The sequence below is a fragment of the Sphingomonas sp. Leaf23 genome, assembly GCF_001421585.1.
Classification (GTDB): Bacteria; Pseudomonadota; Alphaproteobacteria; order Sphingomonadales; family Sphingomonadaceae; genus Sphingomonas.
Genome location: NZ_LMKR01000003.1, coordinates 604,475 through 627,136, shown reverse-complemented (window position 1 = coordinate 627,136; position 22,662 = coordinate 604,475). Strand labels below are relative to the sequence as shown.

At 66.2% G+C, this 22,662-nt stretch carries 28 protein-coding genes; 16 read left to right on the top strand and 12 right to left on the bottom strand.

The window, feature by feature from the left end:
* Positions 1 to 90: 90 nt before the first annotated feature.
* The 3 genes from rplU (at position 91) to ASE67_RS11310 (ending at position 1,418) form a co-directional block, all read left to right on the top strand.
* Positions 91 to 417, top strand: coding sequence for a 50S ribosomal protein L21 (gene rplU, locus ASE67_RS11320; protein ID WP_055760895.1), 327 nt, complete (start codon positions 91 to 93; stop codon positions 415 to 417).
* A gap of 30 nt (positions 418 to 447) precedes the next feature.
* Entirely contained in the window at positions 448 to 717 is a 270-nt protein-coding gene (gene rpmA, locus ASE67_RS11315) for a 50S ribosomal protein L27 (RefSeq protein WP_055760892.1), read from the top strand.
* 248 nt (positions 718 to 965) lie between these two features.
* Positions 966 to 1,418: a GNAT family N-acetyltransferase gene (locus ASE67_RS11310; RefSeq protein WP_235511879.1), complete on the top strand. Its 453-nt coding sequence runs from the start codon at positions 966 to 968 to the stop codon at positions 1,416 to 1,418.
* Between the two features lie 204 nt (positions 1,419 to 1,622).
* Here the strand turns inward: ASE67_RS11310 and ASE67_RS11305 are convergent, their stop codons facing one another.
* Entirely contained in the window at positions 1,623 to 1,820 is a 198-nt protein-coding gene (locus ASE67_RS11305; RefSeq protein WP_055760888.1) for a hypothetical protein, read from the bottom strand.
* 40 nt (positions 1,821 to 1,860) lie between these two features.
* Positions 1,861 to 2,724, bottom strand: coding sequence for a metal-dependent hydrolase (locus ASE67_RS11300; RefSeq protein WP_055761650.1), 864 nt, complete (start codon positions 2,722 to 2,724; stop codon positions 1,861 to 1,863).
* A gap of 32 nt (positions 2,725 to 2,756) precedes the next feature.
* Here ASE67_RS11300 and ASE67_RS11295 point away from each other — a divergent pair, with 32 nt between their 5' ends.
* From ASE67_RS11295 to ASE67_RS11245, 11 genes are all read left to right on the top strand, one after another.
* Positions 2,757 to 3,338: a TetR/AcrR family transcriptional regulator gene (locus ASE67_RS11295; protein ID WP_055760885.1), complete on the top strand. Its 582-nt coding sequence runs from the start codon at positions 2,757 to 2,759 to the stop codon at positions 3,336 to 3,338.
* Positions 3,335 to 3,823 carry a GNAT family N-acetyltransferase gene (locus ASE67_RS11290; protein ID WP_055760882.1) on the top strand — a complete coding sequence of 163 codons (489 nt, stop codon included), beginning with the start codon at positions 3,335 to 3,337 and terminating at the stop codon, positions 3,821 to 3,823. The genes ASE67_RS11295 and ASE67_RS11290 overlap by 4 nt, the downstream gene beginning before the upstream one ends.
* Positions 3,824 to 3,868: 45 nt before the next feature.
* The gene (gene obgE, locus ASE67_RS11285) at positions 3,869 to 4,915 is read left to right on the top strand and encodes a GTPase ObgE (protein ID WP_055760879.1); all 1,047 of its coding nucleotides are present in this window, start codon (positions 3,869 to 3,871) and stop codon (positions 4,913 to 4,915) included.
* Between the two features lie 113 nt (positions 4,916 to 5,028).
* Complete coding sequence (gene proB, locus ASE67_RS11280) at positions 5,029 to 6,174, top strand: glutamate 5-kinase (RefSeq protein ID WP_055760876.1); 1,146 nt, start codon at positions 5,029 to 5,031, stop codon at positions 6,172 to 6,174.
* Between the two features lie 5 nt (positions 6,175 to 6,179).
* Positions 6,180 to 7,070: an NAD-dependent epimerase/dehydratase family protein gene (locus tag ASE67_RS11275; protein ID WP_055760874.1), complete on the top strand. Its 891-nt coding sequence runs from the start codon at positions 6,180 to 6,182 to the stop codon at positions 7,068 to 7,070.
* Between the two features lie 33 nt (positions 7,071 to 7,103).
* Positions 7,104 to 7,349, top strand: a complete 246-nt coding sequence (locus ASE67_RS11270; protein WP_055760871.1) for an acyl carrier protein — start codon at positions 7,104 to 7,106, stop codon at positions 7,347 to 7,349.
* A gap of 31 nt (positions 7,350 to 7,380) precedes the next feature.
* A complete protein-coding gene (spt, locus tag ASE67_RS11265) occupies positions 7,381 to 8,643 on the top strand; it encodes a serine palmitoyltransferase (protein WP_082457071.1) in 1,263 nt (420 codons plus the stop codon).
* A 183-nt stretch (positions 8,644 to 8,826) separates the two neighbouring features.
* Positions 8,827 to 10,020: an LPS export ABC transporter permease LptF gene (gene lptF / locus ASE67_RS11260; RefSeq protein WP_200922207.1), complete on the top strand. Its 1,194-nt coding sequence runs from the start codon at positions 8,827 to 8,829 to the stop codon at positions 10,018 to 10,020.
* Entirely contained in the window at positions 10,020 to 11,111 is a 1,092-nt protein-coding gene (lptG, locus tag ASE67_RS11255) for an LPS export ABC transporter permease LptG (protein WP_055760868.1), read from the top strand. Before lptF ends, lptG begins: the two co-directional genes overlap by 1 nt.
* Positions 11,112 to 11,207: 96 nt before the next feature.
* Positions 11,208 to 11,966: a sterol desaturase family protein gene (locus tag ASE67_RS11250; protein WP_082457070.1), complete on the top strand. Its 759-nt coding sequence runs from the start codon at positions 11,208 to 11,210 to the stop codon at positions 11,964 to 11,966.
* A 76-nt stretch (positions 11,967 to 12,042) separates the two neighbouring features.
* Positions 12,043 to 13,191, top strand: coding sequence for a hypothetical protein (locus tag ASE67_RS11245; RefSeq protein ID WP_055760863.1), 1,149 nt, complete (start codon positions 12,043 to 12,045; stop codon positions 13,189 to 13,191).
* Between the two features lie 42 nt (positions 13,192 to 13,233).
* Here ASE67_RS11245 and ASE67_RS11240 read toward each other — a convergent pair whose 3' ends face one another.
* From ASE67_RS11240 to ASE67_RS11210, 7 genes are all read right to left on the bottom strand, one after another.
* Positions 13,234 to 13,503: a hypothetical protein gene (locus ASE67_RS11240; RefSeq protein WP_055760859.1), complete on the bottom strand. Its 270-nt coding sequence runs from the start codon at positions 13,501 to 13,503 to the stop codon at positions 13,234 to 13,236.
* A gap of 198 nt (positions 13,504 to 13,701) precedes the next feature.
* Positions 13,702 to 14,460 (bottom strand): transporter, encoded by a 759-nt coding sequence (locus ASE67_RS11235; RefSeq protein WP_055760855.1) that lies wholly within the window; start codon positions 14,458 to 14,460, stop codon positions 13,702 to 13,704.
* A complete protein-coding gene (gene xth, locus ASE67_RS11230) occupies positions 14,457 to 15,227 on the bottom strand; it encodes an exodeoxyribonuclease III (RefSeq protein ID WP_055760852.1) in 771 nt (256 codons plus the stop codon). Before xth ends, ASE67_RS11235 begins: the two co-directional genes overlap by 4 nt.
* Before the next feature lies 1 nt (position 15,228).
* Entirely contained in the window at positions 15,229 to 15,555 is a 327-nt protein-coding gene (locus tag ASE67_RS11225) for a HesB/IscA family protein (RefSeq protein ID WP_055761641.1), read from the bottom strand.
* Positions 15,556 to 15,619: 64 nt separating this feature from the next.
* Positions 15,620 to 16,804 carry a M23 family metallopeptidase gene (locus ASE67_RS11220; protein WP_055760849.1) on the bottom strand — a complete coding sequence of 395 codons (1,185 nt, stop codon included), beginning with the start codon at positions 16,802 to 16,804 and terminating at the stop codon, positions 15,620 to 15,622.
* Positions 16,805 to 17,050: 246 nt separating this feature from the next.
* Positions 17,051 to 17,506, bottom strand: coding sequence for a peroxiredoxin (locus tag ASE67_RS11215; RefSeq protein WP_055760847.1), 456 nt, complete (start codon positions 17,504 to 17,506; stop codon positions 17,051 to 17,053).
* Positions 17,493 to 20,171, bottom strand: coding sequence for a bifunctional [glutamine synthetase] adenylyltransferase/[glutamine synthetase]-adenylyl-L-tyrosine phosphorylase (locus tag ASE67_RS11210; RefSeq protein WP_235511877.1), 2,679 nt, complete (start codon positions 20,169 to 20,171; stop codon positions 17,493 to 17,495). Before ASE67_RS11210 ends, ASE67_RS11215 begins: the two co-directional genes overlap by 14 nt.
* An 86-nt stretch (positions 20,172 to 20,257) precedes the next feature.
* Here ASE67_RS11210 and ASE67_RS18215 point away from each other — a divergent pair, with 86 nt between their 5' ends.
* Complete coding sequence (locus tag ASE67_RS18215; RefSeq protein ID WP_156347551.1) at positions 20,258 to 20,434, top strand: hypothetical protein; 177 nt, start codon at positions 20,258 to 20,260, stop codon at positions 20,432 to 20,434.
* Positions 20,435 to 20,440: 6 nt separating this feature from the next.
* On the opposite strand, the gene ASE67_RS11205 is transcribed toward ASE67_RS18215, so the two are convergent.
* From ASE67_RS11205 to ASE67_RS11195, 3 genes are all read right to left on the bottom strand, one after another.
* On the bottom strand, positions 20,441 to 21,076 hold the full coding sequence (locus ASE67_RS11205; RefSeq protein ID WP_055760840.1) for a sigma-70 family RNA polymerase sigma factor: 636 nt from the start codon (positions 21,074 to 21,076) through the stop codon (positions 20,441 to 20,443).
* 114 nt (positions 21,077 to 21,190) lie between these two features.
* Complete coding sequence (locus tag ASE67_RS18460) at positions 21,191 to 21,328, bottom strand: hypothetical protein (RefSeq protein WP_055760838.1); 138 nt, start codon at positions 21,326 to 21,328, stop codon at positions 21,191 to 21,193.
* 39 nt (positions 21,329 to 21,367) lie between these two features.
* Positions 21,368 to 22,174: a response regulator gene (locus ASE67_RS11195; protein ID WP_055761637.1), complete on the bottom strand. Its 807-nt coding sequence runs from the start codon at positions 22,172 to 22,174 to the stop codon at positions 21,368 to 21,370.
* Positions 22,175 to 22,422: 248 nt separating this feature from the next.
* On the opposite strand from ASE67_RS11195, the gene ASE67_RS18395 reads away from it, so the two are divergent.
* On the top strand, positions 22,423 to 22,596 hold the full coding sequence (locus ASE67_RS18395; RefSeq protein ID WP_162233494.1) for a NepR family anti-sigma factor: 174 nt from the start codon (positions 22,423 to 22,425) through the stop codon (positions 22,594 to 22,596).
* Positions 22,597 to 22,662 lie beyond the last annotated feature (66 nt).

Below are 22,662 nucleotides of genomic sequence, written 5' to 3'. Positions count from 1 at the left end.
CAGCGCGGATCACCTTGCCTAGTCACGATCCACTTGCCGTGTGGGGTATCTCCACGCGGACATATTGTATTTGGGAAAGAAGCAAGGGCCATGTTCGCAATCGTGCGCACGGGCGGCAAGCAGTATCGCGTTGCCGCAGGAGACAAGATCGTCGTCGAAAAGCTCGACGGCGAAGCTGGCAGCAACGTGACGCTCGGTGACGTGCTCCTTGCTGGCGAAGGTTCGGAACTGAAGTCGGTCGCAGGGCTGACGGTTTCGGCGGAAATCATCGCGCAGGCGAAGGGCGAGAAGGTCATCGTCTTCAAGAAGCGCCGCCGGCACAACTACCGTCGCAAGAACGGTCATCGCCAGCAGCACACCATCCTGAAGATCACCGCGATCGGCGACAAGCGCGCCGACGACAGCGCCGCCGCATAAGCGCCCGAGCGAATACGAGGAGTTTGAACCATGGCACATAAAAAAGCAGGCGGTTCGTCGCGTAACGGTCGTGATTCGGCCGGCCGTCGCCTTGGCGTGAAGAAGTTCGGTGGCCAGGAAGTGGTCGCGGGCAACATTATCGTGCGTCAGCGCGGCACGAAGTTCTATCCGGGCGTGAACGTCGGGATGGGCAAGGACCACACCCTGTTCGCACTGGTCGATGGCCGCGTGGCGTTCAAGGAAGGCAAGCTCGGCCGCAAGTTCGCGTATGTCGAGATGCTGGCTCAGGCCGCAGAATAACGGGCTACCACACGGGTCGCCCACCAGGGTGACCCGGGTTCCGGCGACGGAACCAGCCAAAAAGAGGGAGGCGGGTCACCCCGGCTCCCTTTTTTTATTGCTCTCTCCGGCACCTGCCCGCTTCCCTGCGGAGGCGCGGCGTATTGGAGAGACGCTGATGTTCGCCCGTACCGAGCGCCTGACCCTGCGTCCCCGGCTGGCCCGAGGATGCTCCCGCCCTGCTGGCCACGATCGGTCACGAGGCGATCGTGCGCAACCTGTCGCGTGCGCCATGGCCCTACACGCTGGCCGATGCGGAGGCGTTCATCGGCACATGGGCGGGCGATCCCGGCCTGACCTTCCTGATCTTTGCCCATGATCGCGGACGCTGCGAGCTGATCGGCGGGATCGGCATCGGCCCGCTGGAGGGTGTGCCACATATGCTGGGCTATTGGCTCACGCCCGCGGCATGGGGGCGCGGCTATGCGACCGAGGCGGGGCGTGCGGTGCTGGACAGCGCGGCGACGCTGGGGATCGGGCGGGTCGTCGCCGGTCACTATGTCGACAATCCGGCGTCGGGCGCCGTGCTGCGGCGGCTGGGCTTCGTCGCCACCGGTACCTGCAGCACGATCCGTTCGCTTGGCCGGGGCATGACGGTCGAGACGATCGACTACGCCATCGACCTGTCGGATCGTCACAACGCCCGGCGGCTCGCGGCCTGATCGTGACGGAACGCGGTGCCCGCCCGGCTGGTTGATGCCGGGCGGCGCTGCTGCCGTATCCGGAGGAAGCCCCGATGATCGATCCCGAAACGCCCCAGGAAAAGGAAATGGAAGAGGTCCAGGAAGAGGCCGCCGAGGAACGCGAGGAAGAAGGCGGCTATCAGTGATGTCGGCGGCCGGGGCGCGCGCCGAGTGTCGCCCCGGTCACCCTTCCAGAAGGTCGAGATAGCCGACGACATCGCTGCTGGTCTGCAAATACAACCCGGCCTGCATTTCCTCCGGCTCCCGCGCGGCGGCAGCCATCGCTTCGGCAAGTGTGCCGTACAGGATCGTGGTCGCCACCCCACCCTCGTCGTCGAGGTGGTAGAGCCGCACCGCCGCTTCTTCCGATACCGTTCGCATTTGCCGCTCCTGCCCCGCACCGTCGCGCAGGGCAAGCGGTTCAGGCGCTGGCGAGCCGGGCCGCCGCGAACTCGCTGTCGACCAGCCCGATCAGTGCGCGGTCGTCATGGTTCCACGGATGAAAGCCGGGCAGGAAGAAGGCGAACCACAGCCCCATGACCTTGCGCGCCATCCCCGGCCGGCCGAACGCATAGGCGAACAACCGCCATTTGAGACGTGCACCGCTCAGCCCGTCCTGCGCCAGCAGGTCGAGCATGCCCGCCGTCCGGCCGCGGTAGAATTTCGCGGTGACGATCAGCATGACGACCGCCTTGACCCGCCAGCGCTTGAACCGGCTCCAGTCGCGCGTCGCATGCAACCAGGTGTCGTAGGCGACGCCCTTGTGCTCGATCTCCTCGATCGCATGCCACCGCCACAGATCGGCGGCGGCCTGGTCGCCGCCCGCCAGATGGCGTGGGTTGGCGACCAGTTGATGGGCGAGGATCGCGGTGAAATGCTCAAGGCACATCGTCGCCGCCAGATTGGCGATCGGCGGCTTGCCGCGCGTGATCGCCAGCTCGCGATCGACCCGCGCCTCCAGCCGGGAGGTGTCATAGCCCTGATCGGAAACATGGCGGTTGAACGCGACATGCTCGCGCGTGTGAATCACCTCCTGCTTGACGAAGGCGCGGATCTCGGCGGCAAGGCGCGGCGGTACATCGTCGCGAAACTGGCGCACGCTGTCGATGAAGAAGCCCTCCCCCTTCGGAAAGGTGACCGACAACGCGTTGTAGAAGGCGGTGGCGACCGGATCGTCGTTCAGCCAATAGCGCCGATAGCCGCCGTCGCGCCCGAAGCGCACGTCGCGCGGCGTGATGGTCAGGTCGGCGGGAGTCTTTGCTTTCGACACGGTTCTGCTCCACATCATCGCATGCACGTTGCGAATTACTTACAAAAATGTCAATAGCACGCCGTCGCCTTTCCCCCGAAGCGTCGCGCGATGCCGCGCTGGACGCGGCGCGCGACCTGCTGATCGAGGCGGGGCCGCAGGCGGTCACGCTGAAGGCGGTGGCGACGCGGATCGGGCGGACCCACGCCAATCTGCTCCACCATTTCGGATCGGCATCGGGGCTGCAAAAGGCGCTGGCGGAACGGATGGCGACGTCGATCACCGCGACGATCGGCGCGGCGGTGCTGCGCGCCCGCGATGGCGACCACGACCCGCGGGAGATCGTCGACCTGACGTTCGATGCGTTCGACCGTGAGGGCGCGGGGGCGCTCGCCAGCTGGATGATCCTGTCGGGCAATGACGATGCGCTCGACCCGATCCTCGATGCGATCCATGCGCTAGTCGATCGGCTGGGCCATGAAAATACGCTGAGCGGGATGCCGCTGGCCGATGAGACGCTGCAGCTGGTGCTGATGGCGCTGGGCGACGCGTTGCTGGGCGGGCCGATGGCGAAGGCGCTGCGCCTGCCGCGTGAACGGGCGCGCGAGCTAGCGATGCGCAGCCTGATGGCGGTGCGCGGGCAGGCATGAGCGTGCTGGTGCGTGCCGCGACGCCGGCCGATGCGGCGGCGATCGCCGACATCCTGCTGCCGATCATCCGTGCCGGCGAAACCTATGCGCTCGACCGCACCATGACCGCGGAACAGGCGCTCGACTTCTGGTTCGCGCCCGGACATGCGGTGTTCGTCGCGGAGATCGCAGGCCAGGTACTCGGCACCTATTTCTGTCGTGCGAACAAGGCCGGCGGGGGCAAGCATGTCGCCAATTGCGGCTATGCGACACTCGGCACAGCAACCGGGCGCGGCATTGCCCGTGCGATGGCGCTGCATTCGTTCGACCATGCCCGTGCCGCCGGCTTTCGCGCGATGCAGTATAATTTCGTGATCGCCACCAATGTCCGCGCGGTCGGTCTGTGGCTCTCGCTAGGCTTCGAACAGGTCGGGCGGCTACCAGGCGCGTTCGATCATCCGACGCTGGGCGAGGTCGACGCACTGGTGCTCTACCGGCGGCTGTAGCATAATCTCCTTCCCCCTTGGGGCGACTCAGACTAAGCGCACGCCATGCATTTTCTCGATCAAGCCAAGATCTTCGTCCGTTCGGGCGGGGGCGGCCCCGGTGCCGTCAGTTTCCGCCGTGAAAAGTTCATGGAATATGGCGGCCCCGACGGCGGCAACGGCGGCAAGGGCGGCGATATCATCTTCGAAGCCGTGCCCGGCCTGAACACGCTCATCGATTTCCGCTACACCCAGCATTTCCGTGCGCCGCGCGGGTCGGGCGGTTCCGGCGCGAACCGCACCGGCGGCGGCGGGCGCGACCTCATCATCCGCGTGCCGGTGGGAACGCAGGTGCTGTCGGAGGACAAGGAAACCGTCCTCGCCGACTTCACCCATGCCGGCCAGCGCGAGGTGTTCCTGCGCGGTGGCGACGGCGGGCGCGGCAATGCCAGCTACAAGACGTCGACCAACCGCGCGCCCCGCCAGCACGGCACCGGCTGGCCGGGTGACGAGGCATGGGTCTGGCTGCGGCTGAAGCTGCTGGCCGATGCCGGGCTGGTCGGACTGCCCAATGCCGGCAAGTCGACCTTCATCAATGCCGTGACCAATGCCAATGCCAAGGTCGGCGCCTATGCCTTCACCACCACCCGGCCGCAGTTGGGCGTGGTCAGTCACAAGCAGCGCGAATTCGTCGTGGCGGACATCCCCGGCCTGATCGAAGGTGCCGCCGAAGGGGCTGGCATCGGCGATCGCTTTCTGGGGCATATCGAGCGGTGCCGGGTGCTGCTGCACCTGATCGACAGCCATACCGACGATCCGGTCGAGGCATATCGCATCGTGCGCGGCGAGCTGGAGGCGTATGGCGCCGACCTGGCCGACAAGCCCGAGGTGATCGCGCTCAACAAGGCCGACCTGCTCGACGACGAACTGACCGAGGCGCTGATCGCCGAACTGGAAGCCGAAAGCGGGGCACAGGTCCTGCCGCTGTCGGGCGCGACTGGCCAAGGGCTGGAAGCGGTGCTCGACCGGCTGATCGAGGCGATCGGGCCGGGCGAGATGCACGCGCAGGACACCGGTGACGACGAGGAACCGCGCGAATGGTCGCCGATCTAGGTGGTTCGAAATCCTCCCCGCTCCGCGGGGAGGGGGACCGTCCGCAAGGCGGTGGAGGGGGCGCTCCGCGCAACGCAGCCGTTGTGCAGCAGGACACCCCCCTCCACCAGCCTGTGGCTGGTTCCCCTCCCCGTGCCGGGGAGGATTGTTTCTCTCCCCAAGCCTGCCCCCGCCTGATCGTAAAGGTCGGGTCGGCGTTGCTCGTCGCGCCTGACGGCCAGCCACGGCGCGAATGGCTGGCATCGCTGGTCGCCGATATCGCACAGCGCGTCGCCGCAGGGCAGCAGGTCGTCATCGTATCGTCGGGCGCGATCGCGCTTGGCGCGCGGCGGCTGGGACTGCCCAAGGGCGGGCGGGCCAGCCTGGAGGATGCGCAGGCGGCGGCCGCCACCGGGCAGATCGCACTGTCGAGCATCTGGGCCGAATTGCTGGGGCAGCACGGCCTGACCGCCGCGCAATTGCTGGTGACGCTCGACGATCTGGAGGATCGGCGGCGCTACCTGAATGTCTCGGCGACGCTCGGCCGGTTGCTGACGCTGGGCGTGGTGCCGGTCGTCAACGAAAACGACAGCGTGGCGACCGAGGAAATCCGCTTTGGCGATAATGATCGGCTGGCGGCGCGGGTCGGTGCGGCGGCGCGCGCGAACGGCGTCGTGCTGCTGTCCGATATCGACGGGCTGTATGATTCAAACCCACACAGCAACCCCGACGCCCGGCTGATCCCGCATGTCGCGCAGATCGATGCCGGCATCATGGCGATGGCCGACGGCAAGTCGTCGTCGGGCATGGGATCGGGCGGGATGGTGTCGAAGGTGGAGGCGGCACGGATCGCCACCGCCGCCGGTGCGAACCTTGCCATCACCACCGGCCGGATCGACCATCCGCTCGCGCGGTTCGGCGAGACCGGCCATGGCACGGTCTTCGCCACCGCCGGCAATGCGCCGGCGCGCAAGGCGTGGCTGTCGGGCGGGCTGACCGATCGTGGGTCGATCCGGATCGACGCTGGGGCCGCCCGTGCGCTGTCGAGCGGACGCAGCCTGCTGCCCGCCGGTGCGATCGAGGTCGCCGGTGATTTCGCGCGCGGCGATCTTGTACGGATCGTCGATGCCGATGGGCGGGCGATCGCGCGGGGCCTCGCCGAATACGACGCCGGCGAGGCCGCGCGGATCGTCGGGCGACGCAGCGAGGAACTGGCCGAGCTGCTGGGCTATTCGCCGCGGTCGGCGCTGGTCCACCGCAACCATATGGCGTTGCTGTGAGGACGATGGCGCTGACCGGCGGAACCGGCTTTGTCGGTCGCCGCGTGATCGCGCAGGCGGTCGGGCAGGACTGGCATATCCGCGCGCTGACCCGCCGGGCGCAACCAGCCGAACCGAACGTCAACTGGGTGCGCGGCGCGCTCGACAAGCCCGACAGCCTGGTCGAGCTGATGGCCGGGGCCGATATGGTGCTGCACGTCGCCGGGGTCGTCAGCGCACCCGATGTCGCCGGCTTCACCGCCGGCAATGTCGCGGGGACGCAGGCGGTGCTGGACGCGGCACGGGCGGCGGGCGTGCGGCGCTTCGTCCATGTCTCCTCGCTGTCGGCACGCGAGCCGCAGCTCTCGGCCTATGGGGCGTCGAAACGCGCGGGCGAGGAACTGGTGCGGGTAAGCGACCGCGACTGGACCATCGTCCGGCCCAGCGGCGTCTATGGCCCCGGCGATACCGAGATGCGCGACATGTTCCGCATGGCGCAGATGGGCCTCGCCCTCCTGCCCCCGCCGGGCAGGGTCGCGTTGGTCGCGGTCGACGACCTCGTGCGGCTGCTGCTGGCATTGGCCGAGCGGGATGGCCCGCGTGCCGTGCTGGAGGTCGATGACGGCAATCCGCTGAGCCATGCCGACCTTGCCCGGCTGATCGGCGCGGCGGTCGGGCGGCGGGTGTTGCCAATGCACCTGCCCGCCGGCCTGTTGCGACTGGGCGCGCGGATCGACCGTACGTTGCGGGGTGCCGCGGCCAAGCTGACGCCCGACCGGGCAAGCTATCTCGCCCATCCCGACTGGACCGCCGATCCCGCCCGCCGGCCACCGTCCGACCTGTGGGAGCCACGGATCGACACGGCACGCGGCCTTGCCGACACCGCGGCATGGTATCGCGCGCATCGTCTGCTATAGCCCCGCGCAATCACCTATTCTGGAAAGACCCGCATGAGCGACCGCGCCGCCACCCTCGCCACGATCACCAGCCTGATCGAACCGTTCAACAAGAAGGGCGTCGCACTGACCGAGGCGACGACCTTTGCCGGCGATCTCGAATGGGACAGCCTGACCGTGATGGATTTCGTCGCGGCGGTGGAGGACGAATTCGATATCGTCATCACCATGAACATGCAGGCGGATATCGAAACCGTCGGCCAGCTGGCCGATGCCGTCGAAAAGCTGAAGACCGCCTGATCCCCCTGCCCGGCCCCGAAAGACCGATACCATGACCGAAGCCGCCGCCACGCCCCACGCCCTGCCCACGTCGCCGGAAGCGATCGCGCCCGAACGCGACCTGTTCAGCAAATTCGATGCGCTGATCGCCGAACGCGAGGCACTGTTGGCGACGGGCGTGCGGGATCCCTTCGCGATCGTGATGGACAAGGTGACGTCGCCGACCCAGGCGGTGATCCGGGGCAAGGACACGATCCTGCTCGGCACCTACAATTACATGGGCATGACCTTCGACCCCGACGTCGTGGCGGCGGGCAAGAAGGCGCTGGACGAATTCGGCGCGGGCACGACCGGCAGCCGGGTGCTGAACGGCACCTACGATCCGCACAAGGATTGCGAAGCGGCGCTGCGCGAATTCTACGGCACCGATCATGCCATGGTCTTTTCGACCGGCTATCAGGCCAATCTCGGCATCATCTCGACGCTGGCGGGTAAGGGCGAATATATCATCCTCGATGCCGACAGCCATGCGTCGATCTATGACGGCTGTTCGCTCGGCAATGCCGAAATCGTCCGCTTCCGCCACAACTCGGTCGAGGATCTCGACAAGCGGCTGGGCCGCCTGCCCAAGGAGCCGGGCAAGCTGGTCGTGCTGGAGGGCGTCTATTCGATGCTCGGCGACATCGCCCCGCTGCCCGAAATGGTCGCGGTGGCGAAGAAGCACGGCGCGATGGTCCTGGTCGACGAAGCGCACGGCATGGGCTTTTTCGGTCCCAATGGCCGCGGCGTGTATGAGGAACAGGGCGTCGAGCAGGACGTCGATTTCGTCGTCGGCACCTTCTCCAAATCGGTCGGCACGGTCGGCGGCTTCTGCGTGTCGAACCATCCGAAGTTCGACGTGATGCGGCTGGTCTGCCGTCCGTATGTCTTCACCGCGTCGCTGCCGCCCTCGGTCGTCGCCACCGCCGCGACCTCGATCCGCAAGCTGATGCATGCTGGCGACAAGCGCGCGCATCTGTGGCGCAATTCGAAGCGGCTGCATGGTGGCCTCAAGGATCTGGGCTTCAAGCTCGGCACCGACACCCCGCAATCGGCGATCATCGCGGTGATCCTCGAGGATCAGCAGCAGGCGGTCTTGATGTGGCAGGCGCTGCTCGAAGGCGGGCTGTACGTGAACATGGCCCGCCCGCCCGCGACCCCGGCTGGCACCTTCCTGCTGCGCTGCTCGCTGTGCGCTGAACATACGGCGGAACAGGTCGAGACGATCCTTGGCATGTTCGAAGCCGCTGGCAAGGCGGTCGGGGTCCTCGCGTAAAGATCCTCCCCGCCCGCGGGGAGGGGGACCGCCGCGAAGCGGTGGTGGAGGGGGCTGGCCGTCCAATGCAACGGTCCCGTATGCGGACGCCCCCCTCCACCAGCTGCGCTGGTCCCCCTCCCCGTGCCGGGGAGGATTTGTAAGGACTAGCTTCCCGCCACGCCTTCGCTATAGCCTTGGCCCATGCCATCGATCGATCGCTACATGGCCCGGCTGATCGCGGTGCCGCTGTTCTCCACGCTGCTGATTTCGGCGATGCTGCTCGTCCTCGACCGGATGCTGCGGCTGTTCGATTTCGTCGCGGCGGAGGGCGGCCCGGTCAGTGTCGTGTGGCGGATGCTCGCCAACCTGCTGCCTGAATATCTGGGGCTCGGCATTCCGATCGGGCTGATGCTCGGCATCCTGCTGGCGTTCCGCAAGCTCGCCACCAGTTCCGAACTCGACGTGATGCTGGGCGTCGGCATGAGCTATTGGCGGCTGCTGCGTGTGCCATTCATCTATGCGACGGTGCTGGCGGCGGCGAACCTTGCCATTGTCGGCTTCGTGCAGCCGCTGGCGCGCTATAATTATGAGGCGCTGCGCTTCGAACTGCGCACCGGGGCGCTGGGCGCCTCGATCAAGGTCGGCGAATTCACGAAGCTCGGCGAACGCATGACGCTGCGGATCGAGGAAAGCCGTGATTCGGGCGCGGACCTGCGCGGCATCTTCGTGCAGGCGAGCCGCCCGAACGGCCAATGGCTGGGCGTCACCGCGGAGCGCGGCCAGTTCCTGCGTACCGACGATCCCAACACCATCATTTTTCGCCTGACCAACGGCACCCTGATCCATAACGCCCCCGATTTCCGGGTGCCGCGGACGCTGACCTTCACCGCGCACGACCTGCCGATCGACCTGCCCAAGTTCGGCAGCTTCCGCCCGCGTGGCGGACGCGATCTCGAGCAGACGCTGCCGCAGCTGGCGATCACCGGCCACAATCCAAAGGTAAGCGAAGAGGATCGCGACGCGGCGCGCGCGAACTTCCACTTCCGGCTGGCGGAGGTGGCGACGATGTTCCTGCTACCTATGCTGGCGCTGGCGCTGGGCGTGCCGCCCAAGCGCTCTTCCTCGGCGCTGGGCGTGTTCCTGTCGATCGTGATGATCGTGACCTATCACAAGGTCAACGAATATGGCGAAGCGGTCGGCGGGCTTGGCCGGATCGATCCGATCATCGCGCTGTGGGGCCCGTTCCTGCTGTTCACCGCGCTGGTATTCCGCTTGTACTGGGTGGTCGCGCGCGTGCCAGGCGGCGAGCCGATCGGCGGGCTGGAGCGGGGTGCCGCCAAGATCGGCAAGTTCATCGGCCGCTATCTGCCCGGTCGTCGCAAGGCGGCGGCGTGATGCGCGCTTTTTTCCCCTCCACGACGGTCGCCGTCTACATGGCGCGGCTGTTCCTGATCCGCACCTTTGCGATCCTGTTCGCGCTGGTGCTGGTGCTGCAGGCGCTCGATCTGCTCAGCGAAAGCGGCAAGATCCTGGCGGTGCCGGGCAATGGACAGGCGGAAATCCTGCGCTATGTCTCGCTGCGCACACCGCAGATCATCGCGCGCTTTCTGCCGTTTTCGGTGCTGCTCGGCACCATCCTGACGCTGACCCAGCTGAACCAGAATAGCGAGATCATCAGCCTGAAGGCCGGCGGGCTGTCGGCGCATCAGGTGCTGGCGCCGCTGATCCTCGCAAGCTTTGGCGTGGCGGCATTGTCGTTCGGATTCAACGACCGGGTCGTTGCGCGGGCAACCGCGACGCTGACCGTCTGGGACAATGTCGATTACGGGCCGATGCCGGTCGACCGGGGCGAGCGGACCAATGTCTGGGTGCGCGATGGCGACAATCTGATCCAAGTCGCGCGCGTAGCGGGGCGCGGCGAAGCGACACGGCTGCGTGGCATCACCGTGTACAACCGCGAAGGCAGTTCGCTGCGCGAGCTCGTTACTGCCAGCAGCGGCTGGCGCGAGGGTGGCGCGTGGCGAATCGAGAATGCCGAACGCTTCACCGTTGCGACCGGCATTCGTGAGCGGTTGGGGACATTGAAGATCGCCGGCGGGGTCCGGCCGGATCAGTTCACCCTGCAGAATGTCGACCCCGACGGACTGTCGTTCGGCCAGTTGTCGCTGGCGATCAACGACCTGACCGAAGCCGGCCGTCCCACGAAGGCGCTGGAGGGGGCGCTGTGGCACAAATTATCTGGCCCGCTGTCGGCGGTCCTGATGCCGCTGCTGGCGGCGGTCGCGGCGTTCGGTGTTGCCCGTTCGGGCAAGTTGTTTGTCCGCGCCGTCATTGGCATGGCGCTGGGGTTCACCTATTTCGTGGCGGACAATTTCGCTCTCGCGATGGGCAACCTTGGGGCTTACCCACCGTTCCTAGCGGCTTGGGCGCCGTTCCTGCTGTTTTTCCTGATCGGTGAGGCGGTGCTGATCCGGACCGAGGAATAGCCCAAGGATCGTCGCACTTTGGCCGCAAAACACGGGCAGAGCGGAAACGATGGGCGAATCGTCCGGTTAAAGGAATGGATTGAGGAAGTTAGGCCGATGAACGCGATCACCGAGAAGCAGGGCTTCTGGAAAAAGTCGCACCATCTCGACAAGATGACCTTCAAGCAGCTTGTCGTTGCGTATTTTCAGTATCCGGCAATCATGGCCTATATCGCGCTGTCGTTCGTCGCGATCGGGCTGTTCGCATGGCGCCCCGCGCCGCTGGTCCCGACGCTGGCGTCGGTCGGTGTTGCAGTTCTTGCCTATCCCTTCGTGTGGTATGTGCTGCACCGCTGGGTGCTGCATTCCAACTGGATGTTCAAGTTCGCGCCGCTCGCCGCGACGTGGAAGCGTATCCATTACGACCACCATCAGGACCCGAACCACCTCGAGGTGCTGTTCGGCGCGCTGCACACCACGCTGCCCGCAATCGCGATCGCGACTGCGCCGATTGGCTATGCCATTGGCGGGTTCGCTGGGGCGATGGCGGCGCTGGCGGCTGGCCTGCTGACCACCTGTTTCTACGAATTCTGCCACTGCATCCAGCATTTGGCCTACAAGCCCAAGAACAAGCTGCTGGTAGAATGGAAGCGCAAGCACATGGCGCACCATTTCCACGACGAGCATGGCAATTTCGGCATCACCAACTTCTTTTGGGACAAGATTTTCGGCACCCATTACGAGCGTTCGGAACGCCCGGAAAAGAGCCCGACGGTCTTCAACCTCGGCTATACCGAGGAAGTCGCGAAGAAATATCCGAAGGTCGCCGAGCTGTCGGGCGGCGTCGCAAAGGGGCATCCGCGCTATCGTGGATGACCGGATGACCGATTTGTCATTTGAAGTTTGAGGCGGGGCGGCGCATTGCCGCCCCGTTGCTGTTTGGGGGATAGCCATGTCGATCACCGTCCGTCCGGTCGTTACCGCTGCCGATCGCAAGGCATTCATCGCCCTGCCCTATCGGCTGTACGCCAACGATCCGCACTGGGTCCCGCCGCTGAAGAGCGAGGTCGCCGGGCAGATCGATCCCAAGAAGAATGGCTGGTTCAGCCATGCCGAAGCGCAGCTCTACATCGCCGAACGTGGCGGGCAGGTCGTCGGACGGGTGTCCGCGCATCTCGACACGCTGGCGCTGACCATGCCGACCGAAAAGGGTTTCGGCCCCGGCGTTGGTTTCTGGGGCATGTTCGAGGCGGAGGATGCCGAGGTGGCCTCCGCGCTGATCGCGCAGGCCGAAAGCTGGCTGCGTGGCAAGGGCATGAACCGCGCGATCGGGCCGTGCAGCCTGTCCGTCTGGGAAGAGCCGGGCCTGCTGATCGAAGGGCACGACCATAGCCCGACGGTGCTGATGGGCCATCACCTGCCCGCCTATCGCGGCTGGATCGAAGGTGCCGGCTATGTCCCGGTCAAGCAGATGATTACCTATGAGCTGGACATCACCAAGGATTTCCCGCCGATCGTCCAGCGCATCGTCGCCGCCGGCGAAAAGAACCAGCGCATCCATATCCGCCGCGTCAACAAGGCGAAGTTTGCCGATGAGGCGGAGATCATCCTGCGCATCCTGAACGATGCATGGTCGGACAATTGGGGCTTCGTGCCGCTGACCCAACCTGAAGTGGACGATGTCGGCAAGAAGCTGAAGCCGCTGGTGTTCGAGGACCTGATCCGCATCGCCGAGCTGGACGGTGAACCCGTCGCGTTCATGATTACGCTGCCCGATATGAACGAGCCGCTGAAGCCCATGGGCGGATCGCTGCTGCCGTTCAACTGGCTGAAGCTGCTGCTGTGGCTGCGCGCGCCCAAGGCGCGGACGATGCGCGTGCCGCTGATGGGGGTCGTCAAGAAGCTGCAGGCGTCGCGCATGGCGAGCCAGCTGGCCTTCATGATGATCGAATATATCCGCCGCGATGCCGTCGCCAAGTTCGGTGCCTCGCGCGGCGAGATCGGTTGGGTGCTCGACGACAATCAGGGCATGAACGCCATCGCGACGACGATCGATAGCAAGGTCAATCGCGTGTATCAGATGTACGAGCGCACGCTGTAATCGACACCGCCGGGCGCACCAGCCCGGCGGTATTATCCCAATTCAAAGCCGACCGAGCGCGATCAGCGGATCGAACCCCCGCGCCCGCCAGTCGTCGCGGGTGCGGCAGATCTTCGGCCGCGGCGGTGCGCCTTCGCGGCGGTCCTTGATGCAGTAGCGCCGTTCACGAACGGTCGGCGTCGCGGCGACTGCTTCGGTGGCCGCGACGGTGAGGCCGGCGATGGCTGGTGCCACCTCCGGCTGGGCGGCAAAGGCCGACGCGGCGGTGACGAGGCCGAGGACCTTCGACGTGATGATATACGCGGCAAACATTGGCTGGTCTCCCTGAAGATGTCCGCAGCGAGGCGGCGGATCTTGCGGGCAACATTGCAGTGTCTGTGCCAGTTATGGGGAAGCGTTGCCTATCAGTGACTTAGCGGGCATGTCACAAATTAAAGGTGACGTATATCGCTAATACACCGCATTCTGCGCCACATATTCGCATGCCCGGACCTCCCGGCAGACCGAAGGTCAGAAGCGCCGCGAAATCCCGCTATACAGGCGTAGCTCCGGCGTATGGTCGTCAAGACCCGCCGCACCGCCGGTATCGAGGAACAGGTCGTCCGACACCTGCCATGCGACCGCCAGCGCCAGCCGGTGGTCGGTCACCTTGTCCGCCCGCTCGAACTGCACTTCGGTCGTCAATTGGCAAGCATCGGACAGGAGGATGCCAAGCCCGACCGTCGCCGTCGTCACCATCTGGTTACCCCTGCCACTATCGCGCGGCAGCCATGCGACTTCGGGGGAAAATTGCAGGTTCAGCCGGTCGGTCAGATCATAGGACACCGGGGCCACTATCCCCGCTCCCCAACCGCCGCCGCCGATGGGCGACCGCCCGACCGGCACCGTTACCGAAGGCTGCAGGCCATAGGACAGGCCCTTTCCATCGGGGTTTCGCAACGCGATGCGGGTGCCCAGCTGGACATCGCCCGTCCGCGCGACGTTGCGCCCGGCGGGGCGATCGCGCGCGATCCCGAGCGGTGTCCATTCGACCTGCAATTCGGCCGTATCACTGATACCCAACCGGAACAGCGTATCGCCGAACACCACCGTGTCGCTGTCGCGCGAGCGTTCCCAATCGGACAGCGCGGTCTCGACCGCAAAATGGCCTGGTTCAATGGTGCACGCCGATTGCCCCAGACTGGGCCGGGTCGGGCAATAATCGCGCGCGGCGGCCACGGACGGCACCGACGCTGCGATGCCGACCATGGCAAGCGCGATGCGCTTCACCGGAGGCGGACCCAGGTCGGCGCGTGATCGCTGGCCTTTTCGCGACCGCGATGACTTTTATCGACGCCGGCATCGACGAAGCGATCCGCAGCGATCGGGCTGAGCAGTAGGTGATCGATACGGAACCCGGCATCGCGCTGCCACGCACCCGCCTGATAGTCCCAGAAGGTCCACACGCCGCCCTTGGGAAAGCGCGTCCGGAGTGAATCGGTCCAGCCCTGCGCCAGCAACGCGCGGTACCCGGCACGCGATTCGGGCTGCATCAGCGCATCCGCCTGCATCGCCCGCACTGAAAACACGTCATCGTCGTTAGGGATGACATTATAATCGCCGGCAAGCACCACCGCTCGCTCTTCTGCCAGCAACTCGGCAGCGCGGGCGCGCAACCGGTCGATCCAGCGCAGCTTGTAATCGAATTTGGGGCCAGGCTGCGGATTGCCATTGGGTAGGTAGATCGACGCCACGACGACGCCATCGACCTCCGCCTCCAGATAGCGGCTATGCTCGTCCTCTGGCTCCCCGGTGAGCCCACGTTGCCGTTCGACCGGATCGGTGCCGCGCGCCAGCACCGCGACGCCGTTGAACCCCTTTTGCCCGTGCCAGATGGCACCGTAGCCGGCGGCGCGGATATCGGCTTCCGGAAACGTGTCGTCGCTGGATTTCAGTTCCTGAAGACAGACCACATCGGGCTGTTCCTCGGTCAGATATTCGATCAGCCGGGGCAGGCGCGCCTTGATGCCGTTGACGTTGTAGGAGACGATCCGCACGTCAGACCGCGAAGCTGGTGCCGCAACCGCAGCCGGATGCGGCCTGCGGATTGGTCACGCGGAACGCCGCACCACCCAGCGATTCGACGAAATCGACCTCGCTGCCCCGCACCAGATCGATGCTGACCGGATCGACCACCAGCGTCACGCCATCGGTCTGCGCGATGCTGTCCTCCGCATCGACGCCATCGGCAAGGCCGAAGCGATACTGGAATCCGGAGCAGCCGCCCCCTTCGACCGACAGGCGCAGGATCGCTGGCTTGGCCTGTTTCGCGGCGATGGCCGCGACGCGCGCGGCGGCGGCGGCGGACAGGGTGACGTCGGTCATGGTCGTATCCATCACGCCGAGATAGGCGCAGTGTCACGCGACGGCAACGGTCGTCGCGTCCGCGTCACTCCGCGACGGCGGGGCCACCCATCGCCAGACGCTGCCGCTGCGCACGGTCGGCTGCCATCGCGAGCTGCCCGGCCTGCAAATACGGCGCCGGGTTCACCGCCGACCCGTCGATGCGGACTTCGTAATGGAGATGGCTGCCGGTCGAGCGGCCGGTCGATCCCATCAGGCCGATCATCTGGCCGCGCTTCACGCGCTCATGGTCGCGAACGAGGATCTTCGACAAATGGCCATAGCGGGTGGCGATGCCCTTGCCGTGGTTGACCTCGATCAGATTGCCATAGCCACCGGCACGTTCGGCGCGCGAGATGATGCCGTCGGCGGTAGCGTAGATCGGCGTGCCGGTCGGGCCGGGAATATCGACCCCGGCGTGCATCGCGGCGGTGCCACGGAACGGATCGGAGCGGACCCCGAAATTGCTGGTGAACGAAAGGCTCTGCACCGGCTGATAGGACGGGATCGAAATCGCGGCCTGTTCGATGGTATCGAGCTTCTTCCAGCTCATGAACAAGGCGCGGAACTGGGCGTCGGCCTGCGCATCGGCGGTGGCGGCACCGGCAGCCGCCGCGGCGGCGGTGGCGGCGTCGACCGGCTCATAGGGGCCACCCATCGCCGGCATCACCCGGCGCGGGTTCAGGCCCAGCTTGCGCAGCGATCCCGCCGTCTGGGCATAGCGCGCATCGGCAATCGCCTTTGCCTGCGCCGCCATTGCCGCCTGGTGCCGGGCCACGCGGTCGAACGGGCGGGTCACGCTGTTGGTGGCACCCGCCGGCTTCTGCTCGAGCGCGGCAAGCGCCAGCGCCTTGGCATCTTCCGATCCGGTCAGCACCGCGGCGAGCGCCGCCTGACGCTTGTCGAGCCGTTCGGCATGGGCGCGGGCATCGGCGTGGAGCCGGGCGACATCGGCGCGCATCGCATCGACCTGCTGTTGCATCACCGCGACCTTGTCATCGCCGGCCACCGCACCCGCCATCGCGGTGCCGACCGTCGCCTGCCCCATGCCATAGGCCGAGAAAGCGATGGTGACGGCGGCGAGACCGGCGGCAGCGGCCTGGTTCCGACCGGAAATCGTGTGGCGGCGCAGCTGCTTGCCGTCGTGCAGGATAAAATGGCGGGTCCGAAAGATCGAACGGAACCCCGCGACCGGAGCGACGTTGTTTTTAAATACGGAGGTAATCGACATTCTGTCCCGCTATCCGAGCGTTTGCGCGCCGGACGAGCCGACACGAACGATGAACCCCAATGTCTTTACGGTATGCCCCACCGCGTTGACCGAGGCTGCACTTGCCGGACTTTTGATACGGCACGCAAGCGCAGGCCCCTCCCCCCGCGTTAAACCGCCGTACAGGCACGGCGAGCCGTTTAACCATAGAGCCATGCTGGGAATATTGGGTCGGCAAAGCGCCGGATTGCAATCGATCCGCCCGGCTCACGCCGGCAGCGCTGCCAGCACTTCCGCAGCGTGTCCCGCGACCTTTACCTTGCGCCACTGCCGCACCAGCTTGCCCGCCGCGTCGAACAGGAATGTCGCCCGTTCGATGCCCATATAGCTCCGGCCGTACATCTGCTTTTCAACCCAGGTGCCAAACGCCTCGCACACCGATCCGTCCTCGTCGCTAGCCAGTTCGACGGTCAGCCCATGCTTGGCGGCGAAGCGCGTGAGCTTTACCGGGGTGTCGCGCGAAACGCCGATCACCGACGCTCCGCGCGCGCGGAAATCGTCCATCAGCGCCGAAAAATCCTGCGCCTCCCGCGTACAGCCGGTCGTGTCGGCCTTGGGGTAGAAATACAGCACCAGCGGCTGGCCGATGCGATCGGCCAGTGTGAGGCGGGTGCCGTCGGCAGCCGTCAGCTTGCCACCAGGTAGGGTGTCACCGATTTCCATCCTGTGCTCCTGTCACAATGCCTTGCCAAACCACCCCGACGGTCTGCCGCACCGCATCCAGCCGGGCAAGCGCCGTCGGCCAGTCGGGACAGCCAAGCGCGGCTGCCACGATCGGTTGCGTTGCGTCGGATGGCACCTGCCCGTCAGGCGCGACCAGCCGCATCGTCACCAGCAGCCGGGTCAGGAAGTCATGCGACTGCCGCAGGGTGCCGGGTAGCAGCCCCTCCCCCGCCAGCGCATCGATAGCCGCGCCCAGCTGCGGCACCAGACCGCGACCGGTCGTAAGTTGCGTAACATGAACGGCGAATTCGAGATCGACGAGGCCACCTGTAACGAGCTTTGCATCGAGCGGCCCCACGGGGGGTTTATGCCGCGCCATTTCCGCCCGCATCGCGACCGCCTCCGCCGCAACGTCGCGCTGCGGACGATCGCCGCCCAGCACCCGCGCGATGATCGCGGCGGCCTGTGCCTGCCCCTCACCCGACCCGACGATCGGCCGCGCGCGAGCGAGTGCCATATGCTCCCACGTCCACGCATCCTCCCGCTGGTAGCGTTCTAACCCCGCAAGCGAGACGACCAGCGGCCCCTGCGCACCCGACGGGCGCAGGCGGGTATCGACTTCATAGAGCGGCCCGGAGGCGGTCTGCACCGACAGCGCCGCCGTCAATCGCTGGGCAAGGCGGTTGTAGTAGAGGACCGCGCCGAGCGGCTTTTCCCCGTCCGATTCCGCCGCGAAGTCGCCGGTGAAGCAATAGATCAGGTCGAGGTCCGACGCATGGGTCAGCGCGCCGCCGCCCAGCCGACCCAGCGCAAGCACGATCAGTTCGCTGCCCAGCACATGCCCATGACGCTGCGCGAATTCCGCGATGGTAGCGGCAGCGAGGACCTGCACCGCCGCCTCCGCCACGCGCGCATAGCCTGCCGCCACCGCAAGCGGGTCGCTGGTGCCCGCAACGACCTGCACGCCCAGCATGAAGCGCTTTTCGTTGACGACATCGCGGACGTGATCGAGCAGCCGTTCATAGCCGTCGCTACCGCGCGCCCGCATCTCGGCGGCCAGCGCATCGACATCGCCGACCGGCTCCAGCGCGCGCGCGTCGATCAACGCGTCCAGCAGCACCGCGCGCCGGGCCAGCGCCTCGGCAAGCGTCGGCGCGTGGCACAAGATCGTGCTGAGCAGGCGGGCGAGTGCCGGCTGCGCTTCGAGCAGGCGGAACAGGTTGATGGCACTGGGCAACCGCGCGAGCATCGCGTCGAGCCGCAACAGCGCGGCCTGCGGGTCGGCGGCCGTGGCGAGGCCGGCGACCAGTCCAGGCAGGCTGTCCTCCAGCGCAGCACGGGCCGCCGGACTGCGCAACGCCGGATACCCCCCACCGCGCCAATCGGCGATCCGCCGCGCACCCTGCTCACCTGACGCAAAGCCCAGCGCCTCCAGCCGCTCCGCCAGCGATTGCGCGTCAGCCGGCAGGCGCGCGGTGGTCGCCCCGTCGAGCCGGTCATAGATCGCGCCGACCGCCGCGACATGCGGCGCCAGCAAGTCGAGCAGCGCCGCAGCATCGTCCACCCCATGCAGCCGCGCTACCCGGTCGAGCGCTTCGGGTTGGTCGGGGAGGCTGTGCGTCTGCCGGTCGTCGACCATTTGCAGCCGATGTTCGATGGTGCGGAAAAGGGTGTAGGCGGCGTCCATCGTGCGGGCTTCATCAGCGGCGATGCGCCCGCCCGTCGCGAGCGCGGCAAGTGCGTCACGCGTGGCCGGCGCTCGCAAGGCCGGATCGCGGCCGCCATGGACCAGCTGATGCACCTGCGCAAAGAATTCGACCTCGCGAATGCCGCCGCGTCCGCGCTTCAGGTCATAGCCTGGACCGAATGCCTGTCCCTGCGCATAATGTTCGCGGATGCGGCGCGTGATCTCACGGATCTCGCCGATCGCGCCGTAATCCAGTGCGCGACGCCAGACGAACGGCCGGATCGCTTCCAGAAAGCGATTGCCCAGCGCCAAATCCCCCGCAACGGCACGAGCGCGGATGAATGCCGCCCGCTCCCACGGCAAAGCCGCCGACTCATAATAGGAAACGGCGGCGTCGACCGGCAGCGCGATCGGCGTGGCCTCTGGCGAAGGCCGCAGCCGCAGGTCGACCCGCAGGACATAGCCGTCGCCGTCGCGCGACTGGAGCAGTTCGACCGCACGTCGAGCGATGCGCACCGCCGCTTCCGCCGGCGAATCCTTTTCGCGCCGGGGCAGGATGGCGGGTTCGTAGAGCAGGATCGGGTCGATATCGGACGAATAGTTGAGTTCGTGACTGCCCTGTTTGCCCAGACCGATCGCCACGAAACCGATCGGCTCGGCCCCCGGCGTCCGTTCCTCGATCGCCTGTTCGATCGCGCGGTGCAGGGCAAGATCGGCAAAGTCGCTGAGCGTTCGGGTGACGCGCGTCAGGTCATAGGCACCCGAAAGGTCGGCCAGCGCGACCAGCAGCGCGAGGCGGCGTCGCTCGACCCGCAATTGCCTCGCCAGCGGCATGTCCGGTTCGGCTGCTACCGCGGCAAGGACGTCGCCATCGAACCCATCGATGCGGGTCAGGAAGTCCGCTTCGCGATCGATCAGCGTCGACAGGAACGGCGAACCGGCACGGACGCGCGCCAACAGATCGGACGATAACTGCATCACTTCCCCCGGCATCGATGCGACGGACTGCGATACCTATCGGTTAAGCGCATGAAACGAAACGCTCAAGCGGTCGTTGGAAGGACATGGCACCGCATGTTCCCTCCCCCGGCAAACGCCCCTTCGCGGGGCAGGTCGTGCGTCCGCCCAATCCGGGCGACGGCGTGGGTCACGCGCTTCGGCAGGTGTATCGCCAGGATGCGGCATTGCCGACGAACTGGCGGGAGTATCTCCAGTCGCTCGACGATCTGCCCGAGCAATAAGCGACCTCAGCGTTCGCGGCTGAGGTCGTCCACTTCGCCCATGATCGTATCAAGCACGGTCTGGCCATTATTATCAGGCTGTTCCGCGCGCGAGGGCAGCTTGCCCTCCGTCATCAACGCTTCCAGTGCGACGCGGCCGCGTGCGACACGGCTCTTGATGGTGCCGACTGCCACGTTACAGATTTCGGCAGCTTCCTCGTACGCGAAGCCACCGGCACCGACGAGGATCAGCGCCTCACGCTGCGGTTGCGGAAGGTGCAGCAGCGCGCGTTGCATGTCGGCCAATTCGACATGGCGATCCTGGCTGGCCGGTGCCGCAAGAATGCGGTCGGCCACCAGATCGTCCCACTCGCCCTTAAACCGGGCGCGACGCATCTGGGACAGGTACAGGTTGCGCAGGATGATGAACGTCCAAGCGCGCATGTTGGTGCCGGCCTGAAACCGCTGGCGCGCGGCCCATGCCTTCAACAGCGTTTCCTGCACCAGATCATCGGCCAGATCGCGGCTGCCCGACAAGGACCTGCCGAACGCGCGCAGGTGCGGAATAACCTGTGCCAGCTGCTTCTTGAACTCGGGGTCCGGCAACGCGACATGCTCCCGCACCTCGCCCGCCACGTCCTCGCTAATATCGGATTCAGTCATTCTTATCCGTTCGATACGCAGTCGGCCCGGTGTGGGGCAGACCCGAACATAGGGTTGGCGTTGGCGGAATGCCAGCCGCTGCGCGCCGGATGGTACGGCGCGCAGCGGCGGGGATCAGGTCAGCAAGATGTACGCCATAACCGCGATTGCCGCGATCAGGGATATCGCCAGTACATAGCGGGTTACCCCCGGCGTTGCGCCGGCCCGCGCCTCGGTGGCGCTGACATGGATGCGGTCGTTATCGTCTGCCATCGCCTATCAACCCCCGAGGTTCGTTTTGGGTCCGTACCGTTATGCGGCCGCTTCCGGCACGGTCGCTTCGTCGAAGAACAGCGCCTGGCTGATTGCCGCCTTCACCGTCGAGCGCTGGAACGGCTTGGTGATGAGGAACGTCGGCTCGGGCCGCTCACCGGTCAGCAGACGTTCGGGGAAGGCGGTGATGAAGATCACCGGCACGTTGAATTCCGACAGGATATCCTTCACCGCGTCGATGCCCGAGCTGTCGTCGGCCAGCTGAATATCAGCCAGCACCAGCCCCGGCCGGTCCTGCATCGCCAGCGCGACCGCTTCGTCGCGGGTCACCGCCACGCCGGTCACGTCATGGCCCAGATCGCGAACGATCTGTTCGAGGTCCATGGCGATCAGTGGCTCATCCTCGATAATCATCACGCGCGAACGGGTCTGCTGTTCGATTTCGCGGAGCGCTTCGGCGACCAATTCCTCGACCTCATCGGGGCTCGCCTCGATCAGATAGGCGGCGTCCTCGGTCGTGAAGCCTTCCATCGCGGTCAGCAGAAGCGCCTGACGCGACAGCGGGGCGATCCGGGCAAGCCGCGCCTGCGCGATCGCCTCGTTGTCAGTTCCCGATGCGCTAGCCGCCCCGAATGCCTCGGGCTGGGACGATGCCCAGATCGCTTGGAACGTGCGATACAGTCCCAGCCGGGGATCGACCTCGCGGGGAAATTCTTCCGGCGCGGCGACGATCGCTTCCAGCGTCGCACGAACATACTGATCGCCCTCGGTCTGGCTGCCGGTAAGCGCACGGCCATAGCGCCGGAGGAAGGGAAGGTGCGGCGCGAGCTGCTGTCCGAGCGACATGATCAGGTAATTCTCCTTCGGCACGCCACCGGCATTGCCGACGACGCAAATCTCAAAAACGGCCACGAAACGGCAAGGAGAAGACGCCTCCCCCGAGTTCGCGTCAGGTCATGGAACCAACGAGCGCGTCTTTAGTTTCATGTCCGCCCAGACGTGCCCAGCCAAGGTCGCCTTGAAGCCGTCGGGAACATGATTTGACAGTTTCGTACCGGGAATATGGTCCGGGTATCGGGGGAAGGCATTGCTTCGTGAAGGATGGTGAAAAGGCGGCGCGGCAGTCGAGCGCGAACCCAGCAGCGGCGCCTTCATCGGACAAGAAGGATTCGTCGAACCTCGGCAACGCGCTGCGCGCCGTCTATCATGACGCCGCGAGCGAGGCCGTGCCGGACGAGATGCTCGACTTGCTGAGCAAGCTGAAATAGCTCACACGGTGTGACGACATCCACCCCTGTTCGGCGGAAGCCGCCGAGTCCGGCCGCCGCCCTGCG